This window comes from Streptomyces sp. HNM0575 (assembly GCF_012726265.1).
Lineage (GTDB): Bacteria > Actinomycetota > Actinomycetes > Streptomycetales > Streptomycetaceae > Streptomyces.
Window position 1 is genome coordinate 56,006 of sequence record NZ_JAASAG010000003.1, and the last position, 20,929, is coordinate 76,934.

Consider the following 20,929-nt stretch of genomic DNA (forward strand, 5'->3'; position numbering starts at 1 on the left):
GGTACGGGCTGACGGGTACGGGCTGACGGGTACGGAAGGGATCCGGAGGCTCGGTCCCCCATCGTCCGGCCGCCCCGTCGGCCCTTTTCGGGGGCACGCAGACGCACCGGCGATGTTCATCCCACAGGCCCGGTCTCCATCCGCCGTGGCACGACTGCGCCGTTGGCGGCGCATACGTCATCGGTGTTCGGGGTTGGCCGACTCGGGGCGGCAGCCCGCGTCCCATTCGGTGCGCTGGTTTCCGTAGGCGGGAATTCCCCCGGCCCGCCGCAGCATCGCGGCCAGGTGCAGGAGGTTGAAGGTCATGAAGGTGGTGTTGCGGTTGGTGAAGTCGTTGTCCGGACCGCTTGAGCCGGGGTCGAGATAGGAAGGCCCGGGGCCGGCCTCACCGCTCCACCCGGCGTCCGCCTGCGGCGGAATCGTGTATCCCAGGTGCTGCATGCTGTAGAGCAGATTCATGGAGCAGTGCTTGAGGCCGTCCTCGTTGCCGGTGATCAGGCAGCCGCCGACCCGCCCGTAATAGGCGTACTGGCCGGCTTCGTTGAGCAGACTCGAACAGCTGTAGAGACGCTCGATCACCTTCTTCATCACCGAGCTGTTGTCGCCGAGCCAGACCGGGCCGCAGAGCACCAGGATGTCCGCGGCCAGGACGCGTTCGAAGAGAGCCGGCCACGCGTCGTGGGCCCAGCCGTGCTCTGTCATGTCCGGCCACACGCCCGTGGCGATGTCGTGATCGGCCGCCCGGACGACTTCCACCTCGACTCCGTGGTTGCGCATGATTCCGGAACTCAGCCTGACCAGTCCGTCGGTATTGCTGATCTCGGGGGACGGTTTGAGGGAGGCATTGATGAACATCGCGCGCAGCCCCTCGAATTGGGGCGCCGCTGCCGCTTCGGGTTCAGGACTCTCGGGTTCGGACATGACTGCCGCCAATCTGGTGTGGTGAGCCGATACCGCCGCCTCCGGCGCTTGCCGCCTGGAGGGCGATGGGCACGTGTCGTCTCAAGTCGCCTGACGCTGCGGGAGGTTGACGTCGACGTGAGTCATCCGCCGGCCGAGCGCAGGTGGAGCAGGAGCAGGGCGATGTCGTCGCGGGGCGCGGCGGTCTGCGGGCGGTGGCGGATGAGGGCGTCGGCGAGGGCGTCCATGGTCTGGCTCGGGCCCGGTGTGAGCTGTTCGGCGAGTTCGGCTGTGGCCACCTCCAGGTCGCCGCCGGGGGTTTCGATGAGCCCGTCGGTGTACAGAGCCAGCACAGCGCCCGGAGGCAGGGCGACTTCGGCCGCCTCGTAGTCAGCGGTGGGGTCGATGCCGAGCAGGAGCCCGCGCGGCAGGCTGAGGACTTCGGTGGGGGCGTCCGGCGGACGCAGCAGTGGGGGCAGGTGGCCGGCGGAGGCCAGCCGGGCGCGCTGGTTCGCGAGGTCCAGGTGGACGTAGAGACAGCTCGCGAAGAGGCCCGGGTCGAAGTCGGTGAGCAGGCGGTTGGTGCGGGTGAGGACTTCGGCGGGGGAGGCGCCGGCGGTGGCGTGGACGGCGGTGCGGACCTGTCCCATGAGGGCGGCGGCCTTCACGTTGTGGCCCTGGACGTCTCCGATGGCGGCGGCTACGGAGGTGTCGTCGAGGCGGATGAGGTCGTAGAAGTCGCCGCCGACGTCCATGCCACGGGCGGTCGGCAGGTAGCGGGCGGCCACCTCCAGTTCGGGCACCGCCGGGAGGGTGGCCGGGAGCAGGCCCGTCTGTAGCCCGTGGGCGAGTTGGTGCTCGGCGTCGTGGAGAAGGGCGCGGTCGAGGGCCTGGGCGAGCAGTCCGGCGAGCGAGGTGAGGACGGCGCGCTCGTCGGGGGTGAAGGGGTGGGGCTCTTCGTAGGAGATCACGCAGCAGCCGACCGGGCGGCCGGACGCGATCAGCGGCAGGAAGGCCCAGCCTCCCTTCTTCGTCAGCTCCGGGACTTCCGGCTTGAGTTGCCGCATCTCGTGCGGGGAGGCGACGAAGAGCGGCACTCCCGTGGTCAGGACGTGCACGGTGGGGTCTGCTTCGTCCCGGAGGGAGGGAAGGTCGAGACGGTTCATGACCTCGGGCCGGTATCCGCGGTAGCCGACGATACGAAGCCGGCCGCCCTCGGCGACGGACACGACGAAGCCCTGGGAGCCGAAGGCGGGCATGATCTGGTCGGCGGCCAGCTCGACGACGTCCCGCACACCGACCGCCTCGCTCAGCGCGGCCGCCAAGTGCATCAGGTCGAACAGCGAACCCGCCCGGGCCGGCAGGGCGTCGCTCTCACCGTGCCCCGGCACCCGGCGGTCCACGGGGCTGTCGCCGTCGGCCGGAGTGATGACGAGGCTTACGCCGGAGGCGTCCGAGTAGAGCTCGATGTCCAGCCACCGGTCCGGCGGGCACAAGACGGTGGAGGACGTGGGCCGGCGCCCGACCAGCGCCGCCCGGTACTTGTCCTCGAAGGCCGGGTCGTTCAGCCAGGGCAGCGCCTCCCACAGCAGTGCTCCGCGCAGGTTCGGGACGCTGTCACCGACCAGGCCGGCCGCGGCGGCGTTGACGAAAGTGATCCGGCCCTCCGGGTCCAGCGCACAACAGCCCATCGGGAGGCGGTCGACGAAGTCCTGCGCGCCCGGCGCCCGGACGGGCCCCGGCCCGCGGGCAGTCAGCGGGGCCAGCACATGCGGCGCGCGTCCGGGCAGCACCGGGCGCCCGCTCTCGGCGGCGTGCCGGAGGAGCGCACCCATGCGGTCGCTGGCGGCGCGGACCACCTCGCGCTCGTGTGCGCTCAGCTGTGGCGGATGGGAGCCGGGCCACAGCAGCCCCAGCGCGCCCCGGGCCGCGGCGTTCGCGATGACCGGCGTGACCGCCAGGGCGAAGGGGTGGGGCAGCCCGAGTGCCACCCGGGGGTAGTCACGGGCCAGTTCGGCCTGGCTGCCGATCCACACCGAGTGCTCACGTACGGCGTGTGTCATCGGGTTCGCGACCGTCAGCGCCAGCCGGGTCCAGGGCGCGGCGATGTGCGGGGGAACGCCGGTCAGTACCGCCAGCCGCAGCATGTCCTCGCCCGGCGACAGCAGATACAGCAGGCCCGCGGAGGCGTCCGTCTCCCGCATCGCCCGGGCCAGGGCGGGGGCCAGCAGCTCCGGACCGGAGCCCGCGGCGGGGCTGAAGCTGGAGGTGTCGTGGCCATGCACGCTCCAACCCTGCTCGCCGACGTAGGAGGACGGTCTCCGGACACGCCGGGGTCGCCTCCCGGGGGGCTTCTCGCTTCGGCGCCGACCGCACCACCGTCCCCCTGCCGTCGCCTCGTTCCGGCGGACAAAGACCATGGGAAACGACCGGCGCGGGCGGGGAGCGCGACCCGGCGCGCGTGGTGAGCGCGACCCGGCGTGGGCCCGACCGCATCGGTGCCCGCGGACGCCCTCGGAAGCGGGCGGCACCCGGATGGAATGATGGCCCGTGACATGGCGACGGCGGTCCGAGGAAGCCGGTGCGAATCCGGCGCGGTCCCGCCACTGTGATCGGCGAGCGGATCCCGAAAGGCCACTGCCCCGGGCGGGTGGGAAGGCAGGGACGAGCCTCGACCCGAGAGCCAGGAGACTCACGCGGTCGCCTCCTCGACGTACCGGGGCGGATCTCCCCGGAGAGGGGAAGGCTCGGCATGACCGGGACATCGGCCGATCAGGCATCAGACGAAGCGGGGGCAGCGGAGAGGGCGGGCGCTGCGCCGTGCCGGATCGTCGTGTGCCGGGACTGCTGCTGCGGCAGCCCCAAGGTGACCGGGCTGGATCACGCGGCGCAGACGGCTCGCCTGCGTGAAGAGGCACCTGTTCGCGTCTCCGACTGCCTGGACGTATGCGACCAGGCCAACGTCGTCGTCGTACAGCCCTCCGCCGAAGGCCGTGCCGCCGGAGCCCGGCCCGTCTGGCTCGGGCTGGTCAACGACCCGGACGCGACCGAGGACGTCACCGCCTGGGTGCGGGCGGGCGGCCCCGGAGCCGCACCGCTGCCGGACATCCTCGACCTCCACGTCATCGCGCCGCCGCGACGGGGGCTCGCCGCGAATCGCCGCGCTGCGCCGCCGGATCCGTGATCAGGAGCGATGAGACGGCCCCGTCATCGGATATCCGGCGTCACGACTTTCCGTGCAGGACGGGCCGGAACTCAGCCGTCGCTCCGTCCGACTACCTGTCGGCACCCCACGCTCAGGGACCGACGGGAGCACGGAGAGGAACACCATGGCGAGCACCACGGCAACCACGCCGCAGTCGGAGGACCGGCCCGCCGGCGCTCCGGCAGCCGAGCCGACGGACACATGGGCGGGGATACGGGCGCTGTTGCTGCGCCTGCACTTCTACGCCGGAGTCTTCATCGCACCGTTCCTGCTCCTCGCGGCCGTGACCGGTCTCTTCTATACGGCGATGCCTCAGGTGGAGAGGGCCGTGTACCAGCACGAGTTGAAGGTGAGCCCCCGGGGCGAACCGGACTCGCTGGCGGTTCAGGTGCATGCCGCGAAGAAGGCCGTGCCGGACGGCTCTCTGGTCTCCGTGACGACCGGGCCCGGCCCCGGCGACAGCACGCGTGTCGTCTTCGAGGAGCCCGGCCTGAAGGAGGGGTACACGCGGACGGCCTTCGTCGATCCCTACGGCCACTCGGTGCTGGGCACCCTGGAGACCTTCGGGCAGTGGCTCCCGGTGCGCGCCTGGTTCGACGATCTGCACCGCAATCTCCACCTGGGCGAGTTCGGCCGCAACTACAGCGAGATCGCCGCGAGTTGGCTGTGGGTGGAGGTCACCGGCGGGCTCGTGCTGTGGATCGGGATTCGCCGCTCGCGCCGGAGGCTGCGCCGCACCCTGCTTCCGGAGCAGTCGGCTCCCGCCGGGCGCCGGCGGGTGAGGTCCTGGCACGGTGCGGTCGGACTGTGGGCGTCGGCGGCCCTGTTGGGGCTGTCGGCGACGGGGCTGACGTGGTCCGCGCATGCCGGCGCCAACATCACGCAGCTGCGGGAGCAGTTGAACAGCCCAACACCGACGGTGGCGGCCACCGTTCCGCACGCTCACGGCTCCGGGAAGCAGGGCGGCCGGGACATCGGCTTCGACGGCGCCGTACGGGAGGCGCGGCAGGCCGGTCTCGGTGGCGTTCTGGACATCACGCCCCCTGCTGACCGCGGCAGCGGATACGTCGTGAAGGAGAACACGCGCTCCTGGCCGGAGCGGCAGGACTCCGTCGCTGTGGCGCCGGACTCCGGGGAGATCACCGCGACTCTCCGCTTCGACGACTATCCCCTGCTGGCGAAGCTGTCCCGCTGGGGCGTGGACGCCCACATGGGCCTGCTGTTCGGCCTGGTCAACCAGATCGTGCTGGCGCTCGTCGCCCTCGCGCTGATCGGAATGATCGTCTGGGGATACCGGATGTGGTGGCTGCGCCGCCCCACGCGCGGTGCCGCCTCCGCCGGACGGACGCCGCGTCCCGGACGTGCTCCCGCGCGCGGTGCGTGGCGCCGGATCCCGGGACGGGTGCTGGCTCCGGCCGCCCTCGTGACGGCGCTTGTGGCGTACTGGCTTCCGTGGTTCGGTATCCCGCTGCTGCTGTTTCTGGCCGTGGATCTGCTGACGGGCAGGGTGCGCCGGAGGCGGGAGCGCAAGGAGGTGGACGTGTGATCGCCGCTCCCGGTCTGCGCTGGATGTTCACCGCCGCACTGGCTGCGCTGGCGGTCTACGCCCTGTTGCGGGCCGTACGGTCCTCCCGGCCGGCCGGCGGTGTCTCGCACCTGCTGCACGCCACCATGGCGGTGGCGATGGCCGTGATGTGCTGGCCGCAGGGCATGGAGATGCCCGCCGTTCCGCAGGTGGTCTTCTTCGCCGCGGCGGCGCTGTGGTATCCGGTGGCGGCTGCCGCCGGTGGGCCGGGGGGCACGGGCCCGTCCCGTTCGCGGAGGATGCTCGCCGCGCTGCCGCACAGCGCGGTCATGGCGGGGATGGCCTGGATGCTCCACGCGATGAACGAGTCGATGGGCGGCGCCCACCAGGCCTCCGGCGCGACGGGTCACGGCGCGGCGGGCGGCCATCACGGCGCCGCGCCGACGGAGTTGGCGACGATGTCGCTGCACGGCACCGCCCAGCAGACCGTGGCCTGGATCCTGGGCGCCGTCTTCCTGGCCCTGTCGCTGTGGTGGCTGGCCCGGGGACTCGACGCCGCTCGTGGAGCGCTCGGAGCGGCGCCGGTCCCGGCAGGTGGCGGAGGCGGACCGGCCGGCGGGGAGGGACGGGTGTCCGGCGATCTTCTGTGCCACGGAGTGATGGCGCTGGCGATGGCCGTCATGTTCGTACTCGTCACCTGAGCCGCGGTGTACGGGCTGGGAGGACTCCCCCTTTCCCGTTCACGGTGAACGTCGTTCATGGCGAAGGTCGTTCACGGGCGAACCGTGAACGTCCGTTCATGGCGAGGGCGCGTGGCCCGTGTTCGCAGTTTCTGTCCACACGTGAGCGCTTTTCGGCCTCCCGTTTCCGGCCCGCTGAGCAGGTGCGACGATGAGCGGACCATGCATGCGGGAAGCGTCCTCAGAGTGCTGCGCGCCGGAGCGTTCGCGGCCGTCTGCGTGGTGCTCGCGGCATTGGGACATGCGATGACGTCCGGACGTGACGTGCCCGGCTGGATGCTCGTCGTCGGCTGGGCCGGGACCGCGGGCGCCGCCTGGTTCCTGACCGGCAAGGAGCGCGGAGCCCTGCTGGTCGGTGCGCTGACCGTCTTCACACAGGTCTTCCTGCACACGGCGTTCTCGGTCGGCCAGACGTTGAGGGCCCCGATGGCCGCTCCGGCCGGACACGGCCACGGCGCCGGGGAGTCCGCCGGACATGCCGCCTCCCACGGGATGCACGGGATGGATGGAATGCACGGGATGAGTGGGTCGATGTCCGGCCACGCCCACCACATGCAGTCGGCCGTGCACCAGGGCATGGCGGAACACGCGCCGGCGGTGGCGGCGGGCCCGGGTGCGGACGCTCCGATCGCCCTCCACGCCGGGCACGCCGACTCCGCCGGGATGCTCGCCGCCCACCTCCTCGTGGCGCTCCTCAGCGCGTGGTGGATGTGGGGCGGCGAGCGTGCCGTCTTCCAGCTACTGCGCGCCGCGTCCGCGCGGTTCTTCGCGCCACTCGTCTTCGCCCTCGCACCCTCCCTGCCGGCTCCGATTCCCGTACTGCGAGTGGAGCGGTGGGGACAGCGGCGCGCACCGCGGCAGTTGTTCCTGAGCCACGTCATCTGGCTGAGAGGTCCACCGGCAGGACCGGCTGTCTGACGACAGCACGGCCGTAAGCCCCTGCCGGTGCCTGCATGCAGTAAGGCGCCGGCACACCGGGACCGTTCACCGGCTCGCCGCCACCGGCAGCCGGATCACCTGAAGGACCTCAGACGATGACCCCTGCGCATACGCGGGCGCCCGGAGATCGCGGCGCCCCGCCGGGCACGGCACAGAAACAGATCCGTTCAGCAGGCCTCTCGGCCCGAACTCCCCGAACTCCCCGAACTCCCCGAATTCCCCGAACTCCCAGAAACCGTACCGAAGTTGTCGGAGTCCGCCCGCGGAGCGTCCCCCGCGGACTCGGCACCGCCCACGCTCCCGCCGTCGACGGCCCGTTGCAGACGGAGCGCCCCGGCCTCCCACGCACGGCAGCCGGCGCATTCCGCGAGGTGCTCACGCAGCCTTCGCCCGGTGACACCCGGAGGCAGCTCCTCCGCGTCGAGCCGGGCGGAGAGCGCGGTACGGGCGCGGGAGCAGAGCATGCGCCCATCCTCTCCGATCCGTACGAACGGCGGGGATGGGAGCCGCGGCATGGCTGACGACACGGAGGCGACCGCGTTCGCGCTGGCCGCCCGCGCCGGAGACGAGGAGGCCGCGCAGCAGTTCGTCCGGGCGACGCAGCTCGACGTGCGCCGGTTCGTGACGCACCTCAGCGGCGACGCCCAGGCCGCCGACGACCTGGTGCAGGAGACCTATCTGCGGGCGCTGCGGAGTCTGCCGGGGTTCGAGGGCAGGTCCTCGGCCCGTACGTGGCTGCTCACCATCGCCCGGCGGGCCGTGGCCGACCGCATCCGCGCCGGCTCATGCCGTCCCCGTCTCGCGGGTACGGACGACTGGGAGTCGGCGCTGGAGAGGGTGCAGCCGCGTGATCTGCCCGGGTTCGAGGAGGGGATCGCACTGAGCGAACTGCTGGCCGGGATCGACGGCCGGCGGCGCGAGGCGTTCGTCCTCACCCAACTCCTCGGACTGTCCTACGCCCAGGCGGCGGCGGTGCTCGGATGCCCGCTGGGGACCGTGCGCTCCCGGGTCGCCAGGGCGCGCGAGAGCCTGATCTCCTTGCTGGAAGAGGCGGAGCGGGACCGGTCGCCCGGGGACGGGAGCGTCACGGCCCGGACCGGACCGTACGCGGAACCGGATGACTGCCGGGCCGCCTTGGCGGGCTCGGCGGCGTGACGGGAGGGCGGCGGTCCTTGAACGCGCTGTCGCGTGCTCAGGGGCCGCCGCCTCTGCTCTCCGCGGGAGCGGCACCCACCTCTAACCCCCGGCTGCCCATGTCCGTCGCCCGTGGCCGACGACGGGAACCCGCAGCGGTCACAGGCTCCGCTCGGTAGTGTCGCCGCATGGTGCAGAGCAACGCCGAAAGCGTCGACGCGTACCTTGCCGAAGCGGGGGAGGAGCGGCGAGCGGCGCTGCACCGGTTGCGGGAGCTGTGCCGCGAGGAGCTGGACGGATTCACCGAGGTGATGGCGTACGGCATGCCCGCCTATGAACGGGACGGGAAGAGCGAGGTCGCCTTCGCCGGTCAGAAGCAGTACATCTCCTTCTACCTCTTGCGCAGCGATGTCCGCGCGGCCTTCGCCGAGCGGCTCGCCGGGCACGACATGGGCAAGGGCTGTCTGCGGTTCAAGAGGCCCGAGTCGATCGACTTCGACCTCGTACGTGATCTGCTCAGGGCCACTGCGGCAGAGCCGGGGAAGATCTGCTGACCGCCGGGAACCGCCGGCCCCGCAGGCCCCGTCGGGCGACGCGCCTACGGTCTCCGGCCGCCCTTGCGGCTGCGGCTCCGGCCCTGTCCTGACGTGCGCGGCTGTCCCCGCCGTTCCGTGGCCCGCGCCGCGGCCGGTGACAGCAGCTGCGCGACGAGGAGCCCGGCGAGCCAGGTCTCGTAGGCGTCGTCGGTCCATCCGCAGTCGTCGACGCAGCTGAGGTAGAGCTGTGGGCCGGTCAGCACGAAGGCGCGGTCGACGGCCTCCCGCGCGGGCAGCCCCGGCGGCAGGGCGTCCTCGTCCCGCAGGGAATCGATCAGCTCCGACAGGGAGCGGCGGCGGCGCCGGTTCCCCTCCTCGTGCAGCTCTGTCACGGCCGGGTCGCCGGCGCCCCGGTACGCGGCCCGGATCAGCCCGGCTCCGCAGGAGTACAGGTGCCGGCTCCACTGCGCGAAGACGGTGAGCCGCGCGGCGGGGCCGATGCCGGAGTGCAGTCGGGCTCGCCACTCCTCGGCGCCGGCCCGTGCCTCCAGCCCGCTGAGCAGTCTGCGCAGCAGGCCCGCCTTCGACCCGAAGGCCGCGTACACCGTCGGCTGGGCGACTCCGGCGCGCTCCGCGATGGCCGCCACGGAGGTCTCCGCCAGCCCCCGTTCCGTGAACAGCTCCTCCGCGGCCGTGAGGATCGCGCGGCGCGTCCGGGCCGCGCGCTCGGCCCGGCTCGGCGACTCGTACTTCCGGCGGGGGCTTCGTGGAATGTCGCGGCGTGCTGACACGTTCCCAGAGTATTGGATGTAGTCGGCTATAACGAATAGGGGTGGTCGGTGATGGCACGGACGGTCCTCGCCGCGGGCGGCTCTCCGGCTTCCGCGCTGATCGTGGTGGACATGCAGAACGGCTTCATCGCCCCGTACCGCGGTGCCGGTGTGGAAGGCGCCCGGTCGGTGCTCACGGCCGTCAACCGCTGGATCTCCCATGCGCACGAGCGGAGTTGGCCGGTCTTCCTCACCCGTGACATCGATCCGTTCGGCTCCTCCGGGCCCGGGGCGCGGCACGACGTCGCTCTCCATCCCGGACTCGACGCGCGGGGGACGGTCGTCGACAAGGGACCCGGCTCACGGGCGGGCTTCTCCGGCTTCGTCCTCGCCTCCACCGCCACGGAGGGCCCGGGAGCGCCCGGCGGCGGCGGTCTCAGCGAGCTGGCGGGGCTGTTGCTGCGCGAAGGCGTCGAGGACGTGGTCACGGTCGGTCTCGCAGCCGACGTGTGCGTCTCGGCGACCGCGCTCGACGCGCGGCGGCTGGGCTACCGGGTGACCCTGGACCTCGATGCGACGGCGTTCGTGCACGCGCATCCCGACGGCGACGAGGCAGCGGTGGCCGCTCTCGCCGGGGCGGGAGTGACCGTACTCGGCGGGGGGCCCGAGGAGGCGCCATGACCGGCGAGTGGCAGACGGACGCCCTGGACCTGAAGGGCTATCTCGCCCGGATCGGCGAGGAGAGCGGGCCTGCGTCCGGGGCGACTCTGGAGCGGCTGCACCGGGCCCACGTGGCGGCGATACCGTTCGAGAACCTCGATCTCGTACTCGGCCGCGGTGTGAGCGTGGATCTCGAAAGCGTCGAGGCGAAGCTGGTCCACCGCGGCCGCGGCGGCTACTGCTACGAGCACGCGGTGCTCTTCGCCGCGGCGCTGGAACGCCTCGGCTTCGGCGTCGACCGCCTGCTCGCCCGCATCGGCCACCGTCCCGAGCGGCCACGGCCCCGTACGCACATGGCCCTGCACGTGACCGCGCCCGGCGGCGAATGGCTCGCCGACGTCGGCTTCGGTGCGGGGGTGCCGGCGCCCGTCCCGTGGGACGGCCGCGAACATCCGCAGGACGGCTGGGAGTACCGACTGGTCACGGACCGCACCGGCACCCGGCAGCTACAGGAGAGGGGCACCGGGAAGGCCGGGGAGTGGTCCGCGCTCCACAGCTTCACCGACGAACCCCAGCACGCCTCGGACGTGGAGATGGCCAACCACTACACCGCGACCCATCCCGGTTCGCCGTTCCTCGGCCGTGTGGTGGTCATGCAGCGCGCGGACCACCGGCGCACCCGCCTGCTCGGGCGGACGCTGGAGACGAGCCGTCCGGACGGCTCGAAGGACGAGCGCGAGCTCGCGGACGGCGAACTGCCCGGTGTGCTGGGCGGGTTGTTCGGCATCCCGCTCTCCGAGGCGGAGCTGTCGGCTCTCGCGGCACGGCTCCCGCCGGGATGAGTGCACCGAGGGGCGCGGGGTACGGGCGGGGCGGGCGCGGGGTACGGACGGGGCGGTCCAAGGGCTTCTGGGCACCGGCCCGTGCGAGCACAATTCGAGAGCGGAATTCCGTGGACCCCGTCCCCGTACGACGACACAGGAGCGAGCGACGATGAACCGTTTCGAGAAGGGGGTGCACGACTGCATGGTCCCGACCGCCGAGCTTCTCGAGCAGACGGCCAAGCCCCTGCACCGGGCGATCCTGCTCAACTGGTGGCGGCACGTGCACCTGGAGGGTTCCGGCCAGTTCGACAAGATCGTGGCGTCGGACATGATGGTCGACGACCCCGTCTACCGGGTCACTTGGGGAGCCGATCCGGCGGTCATCGAGGGCAAGGAGGGCGTCCTCGGCTTCTACAACAGCGTTGCCGAGACGGTGCTCTGGAACTCCGACGACCGCATCGCCGTCGCCGACTGGGGCGTGGCCGACGAGCTCACGTTCCACCAACTGGCCCGGGGCGCGGACCTCCAGGCCGTCGGCTATGACGTCCCGGACGAGCGGAAGCTCTACCACGCCAGCAGCCGGCAGGTCTTCCTGTGGCCCTACGACGAACGGGCGCGGCTCGCCGGCGAGCACCTCTACGAGGACAAGACCAGCCTCCGGTTCGAGGAGGTCGACCCCGGCGAGGCCATCACCCCGGCACGGGTGCGGGAGATCCACCTGGAGAAGCTGGACGAGCTGGAGGCTGAACGGGGCGAGCGCTTCTGGGTGTTCGAGGGGGCGTGACGCGGGGGCCGCTCCCGCGGGGCGTGACGCGGGGGGCCGCTCCCGCGGCGCGCCCGCCGAACCGAGCCGCGCCGCACCGCGGTTCACCAGCCGATGATCTCCGCGTGCAGTGCGGCGTAGTTGCGCTCGAACCCGGCCGAGAGTTCGAGCATGTGCGCGCGCATCAACTCCTCGGCGTCCGCGCCGTTCCCGTCGAAGATGGCCTGTGCCACGGCCTCGTGCTCGCGGCGGACCTCGGCCCAGCGGGCCGGCGGACGCTCGGCGGCGATCACGCGCTCCGTGTACACCTCTTTCAGCGCCCGGCCGAAGAGGTCCAGCACGCCGTTGCCCGACATCCCGGCGACGACCCCGTGGAAGTCCTGCACCACCGAGAGATACGCCGCCTGGTCGTCGGTGCCCAGTCCCTTGTGGGCTTCCATCGCCTTCGCCAGCTCGGCCAGGCGGTCCTTGTCGCGCCGCTCGGCCGCCAGCCTCGCCATCATGGGCTCCATGATCACGCGTGCCTCGACCAGCTCCCAGAAGCGGGTGCGCCCCATCTGAAGGAAGAGCGTCAGCGTGCGGCCGAAGTTGTACGGGTCGGCCGCACCGACGACCGGTCCGCCGCCCCTGCCGGGCCGCACCCGCACAAGACCGTTGTTCTCCAGGATGCGCAGCGCCTCACGGAGCGTCCCGCGCGCGACGCCGTACATCTCCAGCATCGGCGCCTCGCTGGGCAGGCTCGCACCCGCCGGGAGCTGCCTCTCGACGATGTCCTCGACGATCTCCCTGGCCACGAGCTCGGCCATTTTCGCCGACCGCTGCCGGAACTTCGGCGTCCGCCGGGGTGGGGTGGGCTGCTGCATGAAATCCCCCTCGGCACGGCCCGGCGGGCCACATCCCTGAAAATAGATCCCTGAAAATAGTTAGCAGAGTTTATCACCCGGCATTCCGCCGCCGGCCTGCTCAGCCCGGCAGCAGGATCGTACGGGCAGCGGACGGTTTCCCGCGTGGACCCCGTGCGGATCCGCATGGACCCCGCGTGGATCCACGTGGACCCTTCCCCGCCTCAATTGCCCGCGGGCTGGCTGTACTTGACGGTGGCGCCCCCGTCCACGACGAGCGTCTGCCCGGTGATGAACGCCGCCAGGTCGGAGGCGAGGAATACCGCGGCGTGCGCGACGTCCTGCGGTTCGGCGATCCTGCCCAGCGGGATCGCCGCCCGGTAGACGCCGGCCAGCTCTCCCTCCGCCAGATGCCGGCGGCGCGGAGTGCGAGTGGCGCCCGGAGCCACCGTGTTCACGCGGACCCCCTGCGGAGCCGCCTCGATGGCCAGGCTCCTGGCGAGCGAGACGAGTCCGGCCTTGGCGGCACCGTAGGCGGCGCGCTGCGGTGAGGAACCGAGCGCGTTGATGGAGGAGATGAGCACGATGCTGCCGCGCCCCTGGGCGCTCATCGTGCCGAGGACTTCGCGGGTGACGAGGAACTGCTGGTCGAGGTTGATCTGGAGCACATCCCTCCAGACCTCGTCCGGCATGGTGGCGACGGGCCCGGGCGGCCCCCCGTGTCCCACGACGCTGACGGCCGCGTCGAGGCTTCCGAGCGCGTCCGCCACCTCGGCGACGACGCGCCGCACCTGCTCGGCGCTGCGCAGGTCGCACGTGAACGCGGTCGCCGTGCCGGGGCAGTCCTCGACCGCCTCCGCCGCCTCGGCGGCACGGTCCGGATCGATGTCGACGCAGGCGACATCGGCCCCCAGCCCGGCCAGTACGCGTACGCACGCCAGCCCGATCCCGGGGCCGACCCCGAAGACCACGGCACCCGCGCCTACCAGTCCCGGCGCCCAACCTGCGGTCGGCGCGGGCGAGTCGGTGGGTTCGGGCTCGGGTTCGGGTTCGGGTTCGCTCATGCTGCCTCTCCGGTCCGGGTCCGGGACGGATGCCCGGGGTGCTGCCGGTCGTTGCGGGTCATAGGGCGGGTCATAAGGGAGAGGCCGCTCAGGAGCGGTCGTTCGCAGGGGCCGGGCCCGCGGCCTTCGCGGGACGGTCGCTGTAGAGCACTCCCGCCTTGGAGATGTGCTCCCGGGAGATCTCCTCGATCACGACGGTCACCGTCTCCGGTTCCACGGACAGGGCGTCGACGACCCCGGTGGTGATCGCGCTCACCAGGTGGCGCTTCTGCTCCAGGGACCGGCCCTCGATCGCCTGCACGATGATCCTCGGCATGTGTGCTGCTCCCTTGTCTGTCTGTCGTTCTGTCGTGTGGTGTGCGTGTGCCGTTGCGGGAGACGGACCCGGGTCAGGACAGGGCGCTGGCCAGGACGGTCTCGACGGGGCGGGTGTCGTTGTCGACGCGCCAGGAGGTGTCCTCGTCCCGCCAGCCGCGGCCGATGGGCGCGACGGCGGGCAGCACCTCGCGCGCGAACAGGCAGAGGCTGTCGCGGACTTCGTTGCTGGTCATCTCGCCGGCCTGGTTCATGAGGATGAGGTTGCCGACGCCGGTCCGCTCGTAGAGCCGCTGGATCTGCCGGGTCACCGTGTCCGGGGTGCCGACGAGCATGATGCCCTCGTCGACGAGCCGCTCGAAGCTGTACTTGCGGACCTCGCCGAGCTTGCCGCGCAGCGACGCAACGGCCGCCGCGGTCGAGGAGTACCCGGGCGGATTGGCCGCTCCGAGCCGCAACTTGCCCTGCTTGAGGTACCACAGCAGCTTCCTGCCGGACTCGCGCGCCTGCTCCTCGGTGGGGGCGACATGGCAGAACGCGAGATAGGCGAAGTTCTCCGGAGCGGGCTCCGGAAGGCCCGCCTCCACCGCCGTCTGCCGGTAGAGCCGGAAGGACTTGGCGGTGTCCTCGTGGGTTCCCAGCAGATTGCACAGGGTGTAGCCCTGCCGGGCCGTCCACTCGACGAGCTTCCTCGTGGTGCCGCTGACCCAGATCGGCGGGTGCGGCTGCTGGTAGGGCCGGGGCCAGACGCTCACGTACCGGTAGTGGTAGAAGCGGCCCTCCCAGGAGAAGAGATCACCCCTTGTCCACGCCTCCTTGATGAGGTCGTGGGCCTCGAAGAACATCTCCATGTTGTGGACGGGGTTCTGGTTGGACGGATAGGTCTCGCCCTGGACTCCGCGTACGAAGCCGCAGTTGATGCGCCCCGCGCTGATCGCGTCGAGATAGGCGATCTCTTCGGCCACGCGTACGGGGCTCTCCCTGTGGGGCAGCGGCGTGCCCAGCACGAGAACCCTTCCGTTGCGGGTGCGGGCGAGCACCGACGCGGCGCTGAGGGTCGCGGAGACGTGCAGCGTGGAGGCCGACTGGTGGTGCTCGTTCACCATCAGGTCGAGGCCGAGCTCGTCGGCGAGTTCGTACTCGTCGAGGTAGCGCTGGTAGAGTTCGTAGCCGCGCACGGGATCGTAGTAGCGGCTGGGTATGAAGTACTTCAGGCCGCGGTGCTCCTCCTCGGCCTCCGGTGGGACGTACGGATACGGCATCTCGCTGAAGTGGAAGCACTTCACCGCTCTTCTCCTGTCTTCAGGTGTTCCGACACGAAGGCCGTCACGACGTCGGCGAAGGCCCGGGGCGATTCGAGGTACGGGTAGTGCCCGCTGCCGGGGATCTCCGCGTAGCGCGCCGAGGGGATGAGTTCCGCCAGGGCCCGGCTGTGCTCGGGGGTGACCATCCGGTCCATGCTTCCGGCGACGACCAGCGCCGGCATCGTCAGCACGTGCAGCCAGCGGCGCAGCCGCGGATCGTGGAGGAAGGGCTTCCAGACGAACCGGGAGAGCGCGGCGCGCTCCGCGAACGCCTCCTCGTACTCCCGGTCTTCGAGCCCTGCGGGAAGGCCCGGCATGCGGAGGCCGTGACAGGCCGCCGGGTCGGCCCAGCCCAACTCGACGGTCTCCGCCGGGTCGAGCAGGAGGATGTCCGCGAACTCCCTGTCGGTGGGCCCGAAGAGCTTCACCCCGTACGGTGCGACGAGCGTGAGCGAGGCGAAGCGGTGGCGGGCACGCACGGCCATCTCCAGGGCGATCCAGCCGCCGAAGCCCGCTCCCGCGAGATGCAGGTGACGTGCGTCGTCGTACGCCTCCGCGTGTCCGTCCAGCCGCAGCAGATGGTGCTGTGCCAGATCGGCCACCGAGTCCCATTCCAGCGCCTCGCCCTCCAGCGGGGCGCCGAAGCCGGGGTGCCGCGGCAGGTCCAGATCGAGGCCGAGCGCATCCGACAACTGCCGGATTCCCGCCGCCGGTTGGTCGGTGACGTCCGCGTCGTGCAGGAACAGCATGCGTTCGCCCGTGGTGGTCACGTCGGTCATGTCCGTCCTTCCCAGCGGCGGATTCGGCGCAGCCGAACTGCCTTACATGATAAACATGATGCTGTTTAACGGCAATGGTTCTGTCCTCGCGCACCGGCCCCGACGGACCGGTGTGAGCGGCGAGTGCGAGGGGTTGGGCACTCGGGCCGCGGGCCGCGGCTCGCGGACCGCGGTTGCGAGCCTTCGGACTACGGCTGCGGGCCGTGAACTGCGGGTTGCGGCGCCTGGGTTGGGGACCGGTTCGGGTTCGGGGACTGCCGCTCGGGCGCGTCCGGCTCCGGGGCGGTGGCACCGGCGTGCGAGGCGCCGGTGTGCGAGGCCTCGGCGTGTGCAGCGCCGGAGGGTTCCGGCGCTGCACGGTGTGCGCCGTATCCGACGGGTTGGAGCGGCCCGAGAGCGTCCCGGAAGGCGCCGTCGATCTCCTCGACCTCCCACCGGTCCGCCTCCGCCATCTCCCCGATGTCCGGGTGCCTCATCAGTCCGAGACCGCGGCGTGCCCGGCGTACGACCTGGCCCGTGATGCCGTGCGCCTTGTCGCTGAGCAGGAAGGTCACCACGGCGGCCACCTCCTCGGGGGCGGCGTGGCCCTCGTACGGCGGGAGCTTCATGTCGGTGACGGCGAGCGGGGAGACGGCGTTGACGCGGATCCCGAGCGGCATCAGATCCAGGGCCCAGCCGTACGTCAGCGATGCGACGGCGCCCTTGGTCGCGCCGTAGACGGCGGTCTCCGGATGCCCCAGATGCGTCCCCGACGTCACGTTGACGACCGAGCCGGGGCTGCCCTGCTCTCGCATGCGCGCGACGGCGGCCAGACCGCAGTGCACCGTCCCCAGCACGTTGACCTCGACCACGGAGCGGATCCTGTCCAGGTCCTCCTCCCACGGCCGGGCGCGGTGGAAGATCCCGGCGTTGTTGACCAGCCCGTCGACGCCGCCGAATTCGGCGGTGCACCGGTCGACGATGCGGGCCGCGGCATCCGCGTCCGCCACCGAGCCGGCGGCGCTCACCGCGCTTCCGCCGTCCTCACGGATGCGGGCGGCGACGCTCTCGGCCGCCGCCTCGTCGACGTCGTTGACGACGACGGCCGCGCCCGAGGCGGCGGCGTGCAGTGCGTAGGCACGCCCCAGTCCCCGGCCGGCGCCGGTGACGACCACTGAACGTCCGCTCAGGACACCCATGTTCACCTCTCCTGTCCTCTCCTGTCCGGTCCCGGCCGCGGTCCGCGGCCGTCTAGACCTCGAACGCGTTGTTGACGAAGGCGATGATCTGGTAGTAGCCGGCGGTGACCACCAGCTCGAAGGCGCCCGCCGTCGACCACAGGGCCTCGGCCTGGCGGAAGGTGCTCTCCTCGATCCGGTTCTCGCGCAGCAGCCCCGTGACGAAGCCGTGCACGACGCGGGCGGCGTGCCCGGACAGCGCGGGCGTGTCCGTGTGCAGCGTGCCGATGGTCTCCTCGGGTACGCCCGCGGAGCGCGCCAGTTCCTCGTGGGCGCGCCACTCCACGGGGCAGTCGGTGTGGACGGCGACCGTGAGGATCGCCAACTCCCGTGCCCACAGCGGCAGTCGGGACCGATAGCGCACGGCCACGCCCAGCCGCTCCAGTGGTGCGCCGACTCCCGGGCTGAGCAGCATCGCGCGGTAGGGACCACTGAGCACGCCCTCCTCGTCCGCGACGGGGAAGAACGACGCGTGCTGCTGCCGGGGGCCGCCGACGATGGTGCGGTACAGCTCCTCCTGCTCCGGGGTCAGCTCGTCCGGTGTCAGCCGGGGGAGGCGTACGGAAGGAGCGCCGCCGCCGGCGGTGGAGCTGGCCGCCGTGGAGCCGTCGGCCGTGGGACCGGCCGCCGTCCCCCCGCCGTGCGCCGCCTGCCGCGGCGGATCGCCCGTCACGGTGCGGCGGGGGTGCCGGCCCGGTCCGCCTCGGAGATGAACTCGGCGACCAACCCGGCCGTCGCCTCGGGCTGTTCGACGTTGGGCGCGTGCCGGGCTTCGGGCAGGCGCCGTACGGAGATCCGCGGTGAGAGCCCCTCGAAGTGCTCCGTCCAGCCGGGTTCGAGCAGGGTGTCCCGGTCGCCGCCGACGACCAGCAGCGGTACGGGGCAGTCGCGCAGCGGCTCGGGCCACGGCGGTTCGGCGGGCTTGCCGGAGGACCCGGACGGTGCCGGGGGCGCGGGATGCTTCAGCCGTCCCGCCAGGCAGGCCTCCACGTGGCCGGGCTTGCGGGTGTTGGCATAGCGGGCCCTTGCGTTCTCCTCGAAGCCCGGGCGGTCCTCGTCCATCATCAGCGACAGCAGCCGCCTGACGTCCTCTTCGGTGCCGTCGAAGCGGCCGAGGTCTTCGAGTGCCTGCCGGGAGCGCCACGGGCCGCCGCTTCCCGAGATGCTCACGCCGCTGCGGGCGGGCAGTGCGCCCAGTGCGCCCGGCGTCGACGCGAGCGCCCGCAGCACCAGCGACCCGCCGAAGGAATGGCCCACGAAGTGCGCGCCCTCCGGTTCGGTCACGCCAACGGCCGCGCAGAAGGCGGCGAGATGAGCGGTGCGGTAGGCGTACGGTGACCGGTCCAGGTAGACGACCTTGTCAGTGCCGCCGAAGCCGAGCAGGTCGGGGGCGAGGACGCGGAAGCGCCGGCCCAGGTGCGGAATGACTTCTCCCCACGTGGTCCAGGCGTCGGAGCCGAACGAGCCGTCGTGGACCAGGACCACGGTGGACTCGGGGGAGTCCGGGGCCAGTTCCCAGTAGTGGGTCGCGTAGCCGTGCGCGTCGACGGTGAGCGACTGAGGTGCCGTCATCGTTCCTTCCTCGTGCGGATCGGGGATGAGGGGTGGTGAGGGGAGCGTCGGGGGCAACGGCGGTGTGCGGACGCGCCGTTCACTCGGCGTGCCACGGGGCTAGGTGGTTGCCCAGGCGCGTGATCGCCGCCGAGACCAGCCAGCCGGTCAGCCCCACGATGGCCAGGCCGACGAACATCACGGGCACGTCGAGCACCTGCCAGGAGTTCCAGATGAGGTAGCCGACGCCGCCGTCCCCGGAGACGAACTCCGTGGAGACGAGGATGATCAGGGCCTGCCCGAAGCCGAGACGTATGCCGTCGACGATGGACGGGATGGCGGCCGGGATCGTGATGCTGCGGAGCCTGACGAGGCGCGGGATCTCGAAGGCGGTGGCCACGTCCCCGTAGACGGGGTTGGTGTAGAGCACCCCGGACGTGGTGTTGATGCACACCATGAAGAAGACGCCGAGCGCGATGAGCGCGATCATGCTCACGTTGCCCACGCCGAAGAAGATGATCATCAGCGGGAAGAGCGCGAGCTTGGGCAGCGGATAGACGCCGTTGATGACCGAGCTGAGGGCGTAGCGCGTCACGGGATGCAGGCCCGCGGCGAGCCCCACCACGAGTCCGGCCACCGCACCGATCAGGAAGCCCACGGCGAGGCGCGTCCCGGACTGGCCCAGGGCGGTGAGGAGTTCGTTCCGCATCTGCGCGTCGAACGCGAACTTCAGCGAGTCCCGCAGGATCGCAGTCGGGGGCGGGAAGAAGCGCTCGTCGAGCACGCCGATCCGGGTCGCCGCCTCCCACAGGCCCAGCAGCACAAGCGGCGTGAGAACAGCCCACGCCTGGCGCCGGTGCTTGATACGGGCCCGGTCGCGGCGCAGCCGCTCGACCGACGAGGCGACGTCGCTCTGCGGGGCGGGCGCGGGGGCGCTGCGCACGGGAGCCGTGGTCATCGGGCCACCTCCGCCTTCTGGGACGCGGGTGCCGGCTGGAGCGACGGTGACGTGCCGACCTCCACCGCGATGGACTCCCACAGGTCGACGACGAGGTCGCCGAAGACGCTCTCCCGGCGCATGTCGGTGACGCTCCTGCCGATCGTGGGCACCTGCCGGACCTTCCGTATCCGGCCGGGCCGGGCCGAGAGCACGACCACCCGGTCGGCCACGGTGACGGCCTCCTCGATGTCGTGGGTCACGTACACCACCGTCGAGCGGGTCTTCTGCCAGATGTTGAGGACCTCCTGCTGCATGATCAGGCGGGTCTGGGCGTCCAGCGCTGCCAGCGGCTCGTCCATGAGGAGCAGGTGCGGCCGGGTCGCCAGCGCCCTGGCGATGGCGACCCGCTGCCGCATGCCTCCGGACAGCTCGTGCGGATACGCCTGCGTGAACCCCTCCAGCCCGACGAGGCCGAGGACTTCGGCGACCCGGGCGTCCTGTTCCCCGCGGTCGAGCTGGAGCCTGCACAGCCCGAGCCGGACGTTCTGCCCGACGGTCTGCCAGGGCAGAGTCGAGTCGGACTGGAAGACGGTCGCGCTGGTGAGCCGGCCGCCCCGGTGGGCTTCCGCGCCCGGGGCGGTGCCGGCCGCGCCCGCCTTTCCGTCGACGTTCCGGTCGACCCGCCCGTCGTAGACGTCGTCCAGCCCGGCGAGAATGCGCAGCAGCGAACTCTTCCCGCAGCCGCTGGGCCCGATGACCGCCACCACCTCGCCGCGCTGCACTTCGAGGTCGACGGAGTCCAGGGCCTGCACCGCGTTCCCTTTACGGCTGAGGAAGATCTTCGTCAGGCCTTGGATGCGGACGGCGATTTCATCCGGTGGTTCCATTGCGTCCTCCTTGACGCCGGGCGTGAGATTTCTC

The 20,929-nt window shown here is 71.7% G+C and carries 23 protein-coding genes and 1 riboswitch; of the genes, 9 read left to right on the forward strand and 14 right to left on the reverse strand.

Annotated features, from left to right (window positions below; genetic code table 11):
• Positions 1-177: 177 nt before the first annotated feature.
• Together HCC61_RS08275 and HCC61_RS08280 are read right to left on the reverse strand one after the other, a co-directional pair.
• A complete protein-coding gene (locus HCC61_RS08275; RefSeq protein WP_169134657.1) occupies positions 178-921 on the reverse strand; it encodes a flavodoxin family protein in 744 nt (247 codons plus the stop codon).
• Positions 922-1,043: 122 nt separating this feature from the next.
• Complete coding sequence (locus HCC61_RS08280; RefSeq protein WP_346777090.1) at positions 1,044-3,185, reverse strand: SpoIIE family protein phosphatase; 2,142 nt, start codon at positions 3,183-3,185, stop codon at positions 1,044-1,046.
• Positions 3,186-3,471: 286 nt separating this feature from the next.
• A riboswitch (cobalamin riboswitch) is annotated at positions 3,472-3,594 on the forward strand.
• Positions 3,595-3,652: 58 nt separating this feature from the next.
• On the opposite strand from HCC61_RS08280, the gene HCC61_RS08285 reads away from it, so the two are divergent.
• From HCC61_RS08285 to HCC61_RS08300, 4 genes are all read left to right on the forward strand, one after another.
• Positions 3,653-4,084, forward strand: coding sequence for a (2Fe-2S) ferredoxin domain-containing protein (locus HCC61_RS08285; RefSeq protein ID WP_169134659.1), 432 nt, complete (start codon positions 3,653-3,655; stop codon positions 4,082-4,084).
• Positions 4,085-4,229: 145 nt separating this feature from the next.
• Positions 4,230-5,651 carry a PepSY-associated TM helix domain-containing protein gene (locus HCC61_RS08290; protein WP_169134660.1) on the forward strand — a complete coding sequence of 474 codons (1,422 nt, stop codon included), beginning with the start codon at positions 4,230-4,232 and terminating at the stop codon, positions 5,649-5,651.
• Positions 5,648-6,331 carry a DUF5134 domain-containing protein gene (locus HCC61_RS08295; RefSeq protein ID WP_169134661.1) on the forward strand — a complete coding sequence of 228 codons (684 nt, stop codon included), beginning with the start codon at positions 5,648-5,650 and terminating at the stop codon, positions 6,329-6,331. Before HCC61_RS08290 ends, HCC61_RS08295 begins: the two co-directional genes overlap by 4 nt.
• A gap of 201 nt (positions 6,332-6,532) precedes the next feature.
• Positions 6,533-7,288 carry a PE-PGRS family protein gene (locus HCC61_RS08300; protein ID WP_169134662.1) on the forward strand — a complete coding sequence of 252 codons (756 nt, stop codon included), beginning with the start codon at positions 6,533-6,535 and terminating at the stop codon, positions 7,286-7,288.
• A gap of 188 nt (positions 7,289-7,476) precedes the next feature.
• Here the strand turns inward: HCC61_RS08300 and HCC61_RS08305 are convergent, their stop codons facing one another.
• Positions 7,477-7,773, reverse strand: a complete 297-nt coding sequence (locus tag HCC61_RS08305; protein WP_169134663.1) for a zf-HC2 domain-containing protein — start codon at positions 7,771-7,773, stop codon at positions 7,477-7,479.
• 49 nt (positions 7,774-7,822) lie between these two features.
• Here HCC61_RS08305 and HCC61_RS08310 point away from each other — a divergent pair, with 49 nt between their 5' ends.
• Together HCC61_RS08310 and HCC61_RS08315 are read left to right on the forward strand one after the other, a co-directional pair.
• Positions 7,823-8,464, forward strand: a complete 642-nt coding sequence (locus HCC61_RS08310; RefSeq protein ID WP_169134664.1) for a sigma-70 family RNA polymerase sigma factor — start codon at positions 7,823-7,825, stop codon at positions 8,462-8,464.
• A gap of 167 nt (positions 8,465-8,631) precedes the next feature.
• The gene (locus tag HCC61_RS08315; protein ID WP_169134665.1) at positions 8,632-8,997 is read left to right on the forward strand and encodes a DUF1801 domain-containing protein; all 366 of its coding nucleotides are present in this window, start codon (positions 8,632-8,634) and stop codon (positions 8,995-8,997) included.
• Positions 8,998-9,041: 44 nt separating this feature from the next.
• Here HCC61_RS08315 and HCC61_RS08320 read toward each other — a convergent pair whose 3' ends face one another.
• Positions 9,042-9,770, reverse strand: coding sequence for a TetR/AcrR family transcriptional regulator (locus tag HCC61_RS08320; RefSeq protein ID WP_169134666.1), 729 nt, complete (start codon positions 9,768-9,770; stop codon positions 9,042-9,044).
• Between the two features lie 51 nt (positions 9,771-9,821).
• On the opposite strand from HCC61_RS08320, the gene HCC61_RS08325 reads away from it, so the two are divergent.
• The 3 genes from HCC61_RS08325 to HCC61_RS08335 all read left to right on the forward strand — a co-directional run bounded on the left by HCC61_RS08325 (position 9,822) and on the right by HCC61_RS08335 (position 12,017).
• Positions 9,822-10,430, forward strand: coding sequence for an isochorismatase family cysteine hydrolase (locus HCC61_RS08325; protein ID WP_169134667.1), 609 nt, complete (start codon positions 9,822-9,824; stop codon positions 10,428-10,430).
• Complete coding sequence (locus HCC61_RS08330; RefSeq protein ID WP_169134668.1) at positions 10,427-11,251, forward strand: arylamine N-acetyltransferase; 825 nt, start codon at positions 10,427-10,429, stop codon at positions 11,249-11,251. Before HCC61_RS08325 ends, HCC61_RS08330 begins: the two co-directional genes overlap by 4 nt.
• 151 nt (positions 11,252-11,402) lie before the next feature.
• Positions 11,403-12,017, forward strand: coding sequence for a hypothetical protein (locus HCC61_RS08335; protein ID WP_169134669.1), 615 nt, complete (start codon positions 11,403-11,405; stop codon positions 12,015-12,017).
• An 83-nt stretch (positions 12,018-12,100) separates the two neighbouring features.
• Here HCC61_RS08335 and HCC61_RS08340 read toward each other — a convergent pair whose 3' ends face one another.
• From HCC61_RS08340 to HCC61_RS08385, 10 genes are all read right to left on the reverse strand, one after another.
• Complete coding sequence (locus HCC61_RS08340) at positions 12,101-12,859, reverse strand: FCD domain-containing protein (RefSeq protein ID WP_169134670.1); 759 nt, start codon at positions 12,857-12,859, stop codon at positions 12,101-12,103.
• A gap of 203 nt (positions 12,860-13,062) precedes the next feature.
• Entirely contained in the window at positions 13,063-13,902 is an 840-nt protein-coding gene (locus tag HCC61_RS08345; protein ID WP_169134671.1) for an SDR family NAD(P)-dependent oxidoreductase, read from the reverse strand.
• An 88-nt stretch (positions 13,903-13,990) separates the two neighbouring features.
• A complete protein-coding gene (locus HCC61_RS08350; protein WP_169134672.1) occupies positions 13,991-14,218 on the reverse strand; it encodes a tautomerase family protein in 228 nt (75 codons plus the stop codon).
• A 73-nt stretch (positions 14,219-14,291) separates the two neighbouring features.
• Positions 14,292-15,503 (reverse strand): LLM class flavin-dependent oxidoreductase, encoded by a 1,212-nt coding sequence (locus HCC61_RS08355; RefSeq protein ID WP_169134673.1) that lies wholly within the window; start codon positions 15,501-15,503, stop codon positions 14,292-14,294.
• Positions 15,500-16,300, reverse strand: coding sequence for an alpha/beta fold hydrolase (locus HCC61_RS08360; RefSeq protein WP_169134674.1), 801 nt, complete (start codon positions 16,298-16,300; stop codon positions 15,500-15,502). Before HCC61_RS08360 ends, HCC61_RS08355 begins: the two co-directional genes overlap by 4 nt.
• A gap of 188 nt (positions 16,301-16,488) precedes the next feature.
• Positions 16,489-17,478, reverse strand: coding sequence for an SDR family oxidoreductase (locus HCC61_RS08365; protein ID WP_206322277.1), 990 nt, complete (start codon positions 17,476-17,478; stop codon positions 16,489-16,491).
• Positions 17,479-17,530: 52 nt separating this feature from the next.
• Entirely contained in the window at positions 17,531-18,190 is a 660-nt protein-coding gene (locus HCC61_RS31465) for a carboxymuconolactone decarboxylase family protein (RefSeq protein ID WP_169134676.1), read from the reverse strand.
• Entirely contained in the window at positions 18,187-19,089 is a 903-nt protein-coding gene (locus tag HCC61_RS08375; RefSeq protein ID WP_169134677.1) for an alpha/beta hydrolase, read from the reverse strand. The genes HCC61_RS31465 and HCC61_RS08375 overlap by 4 nt, the downstream gene beginning before the upstream one ends.
• A gap of 79 nt (positions 19,090-19,168) precedes the next feature.
• Positions 19,169-20,026, reverse strand: coding sequence for an ABC transporter permease (locus tag HCC61_RS08380; RefSeq protein WP_169134678.1), 858 nt, complete (start codon positions 20,024-20,026; stop codon positions 19,169-19,171).
• Positions 20,023-20,895 (reverse strand): ABC transporter ATP-binding protein, encoded by an 873-nt coding sequence (locus HCC61_RS08385; protein ID WP_169134679.1) that lies wholly within the window; start codon positions 20,893-20,895, stop codon positions 20,023-20,025. Before HCC61_RS08385 ends, HCC61_RS08380 begins: the two co-directional genes overlap by 4 nt.
• Positions 20,896-20,929 lie beyond the last annotated feature (34 nt).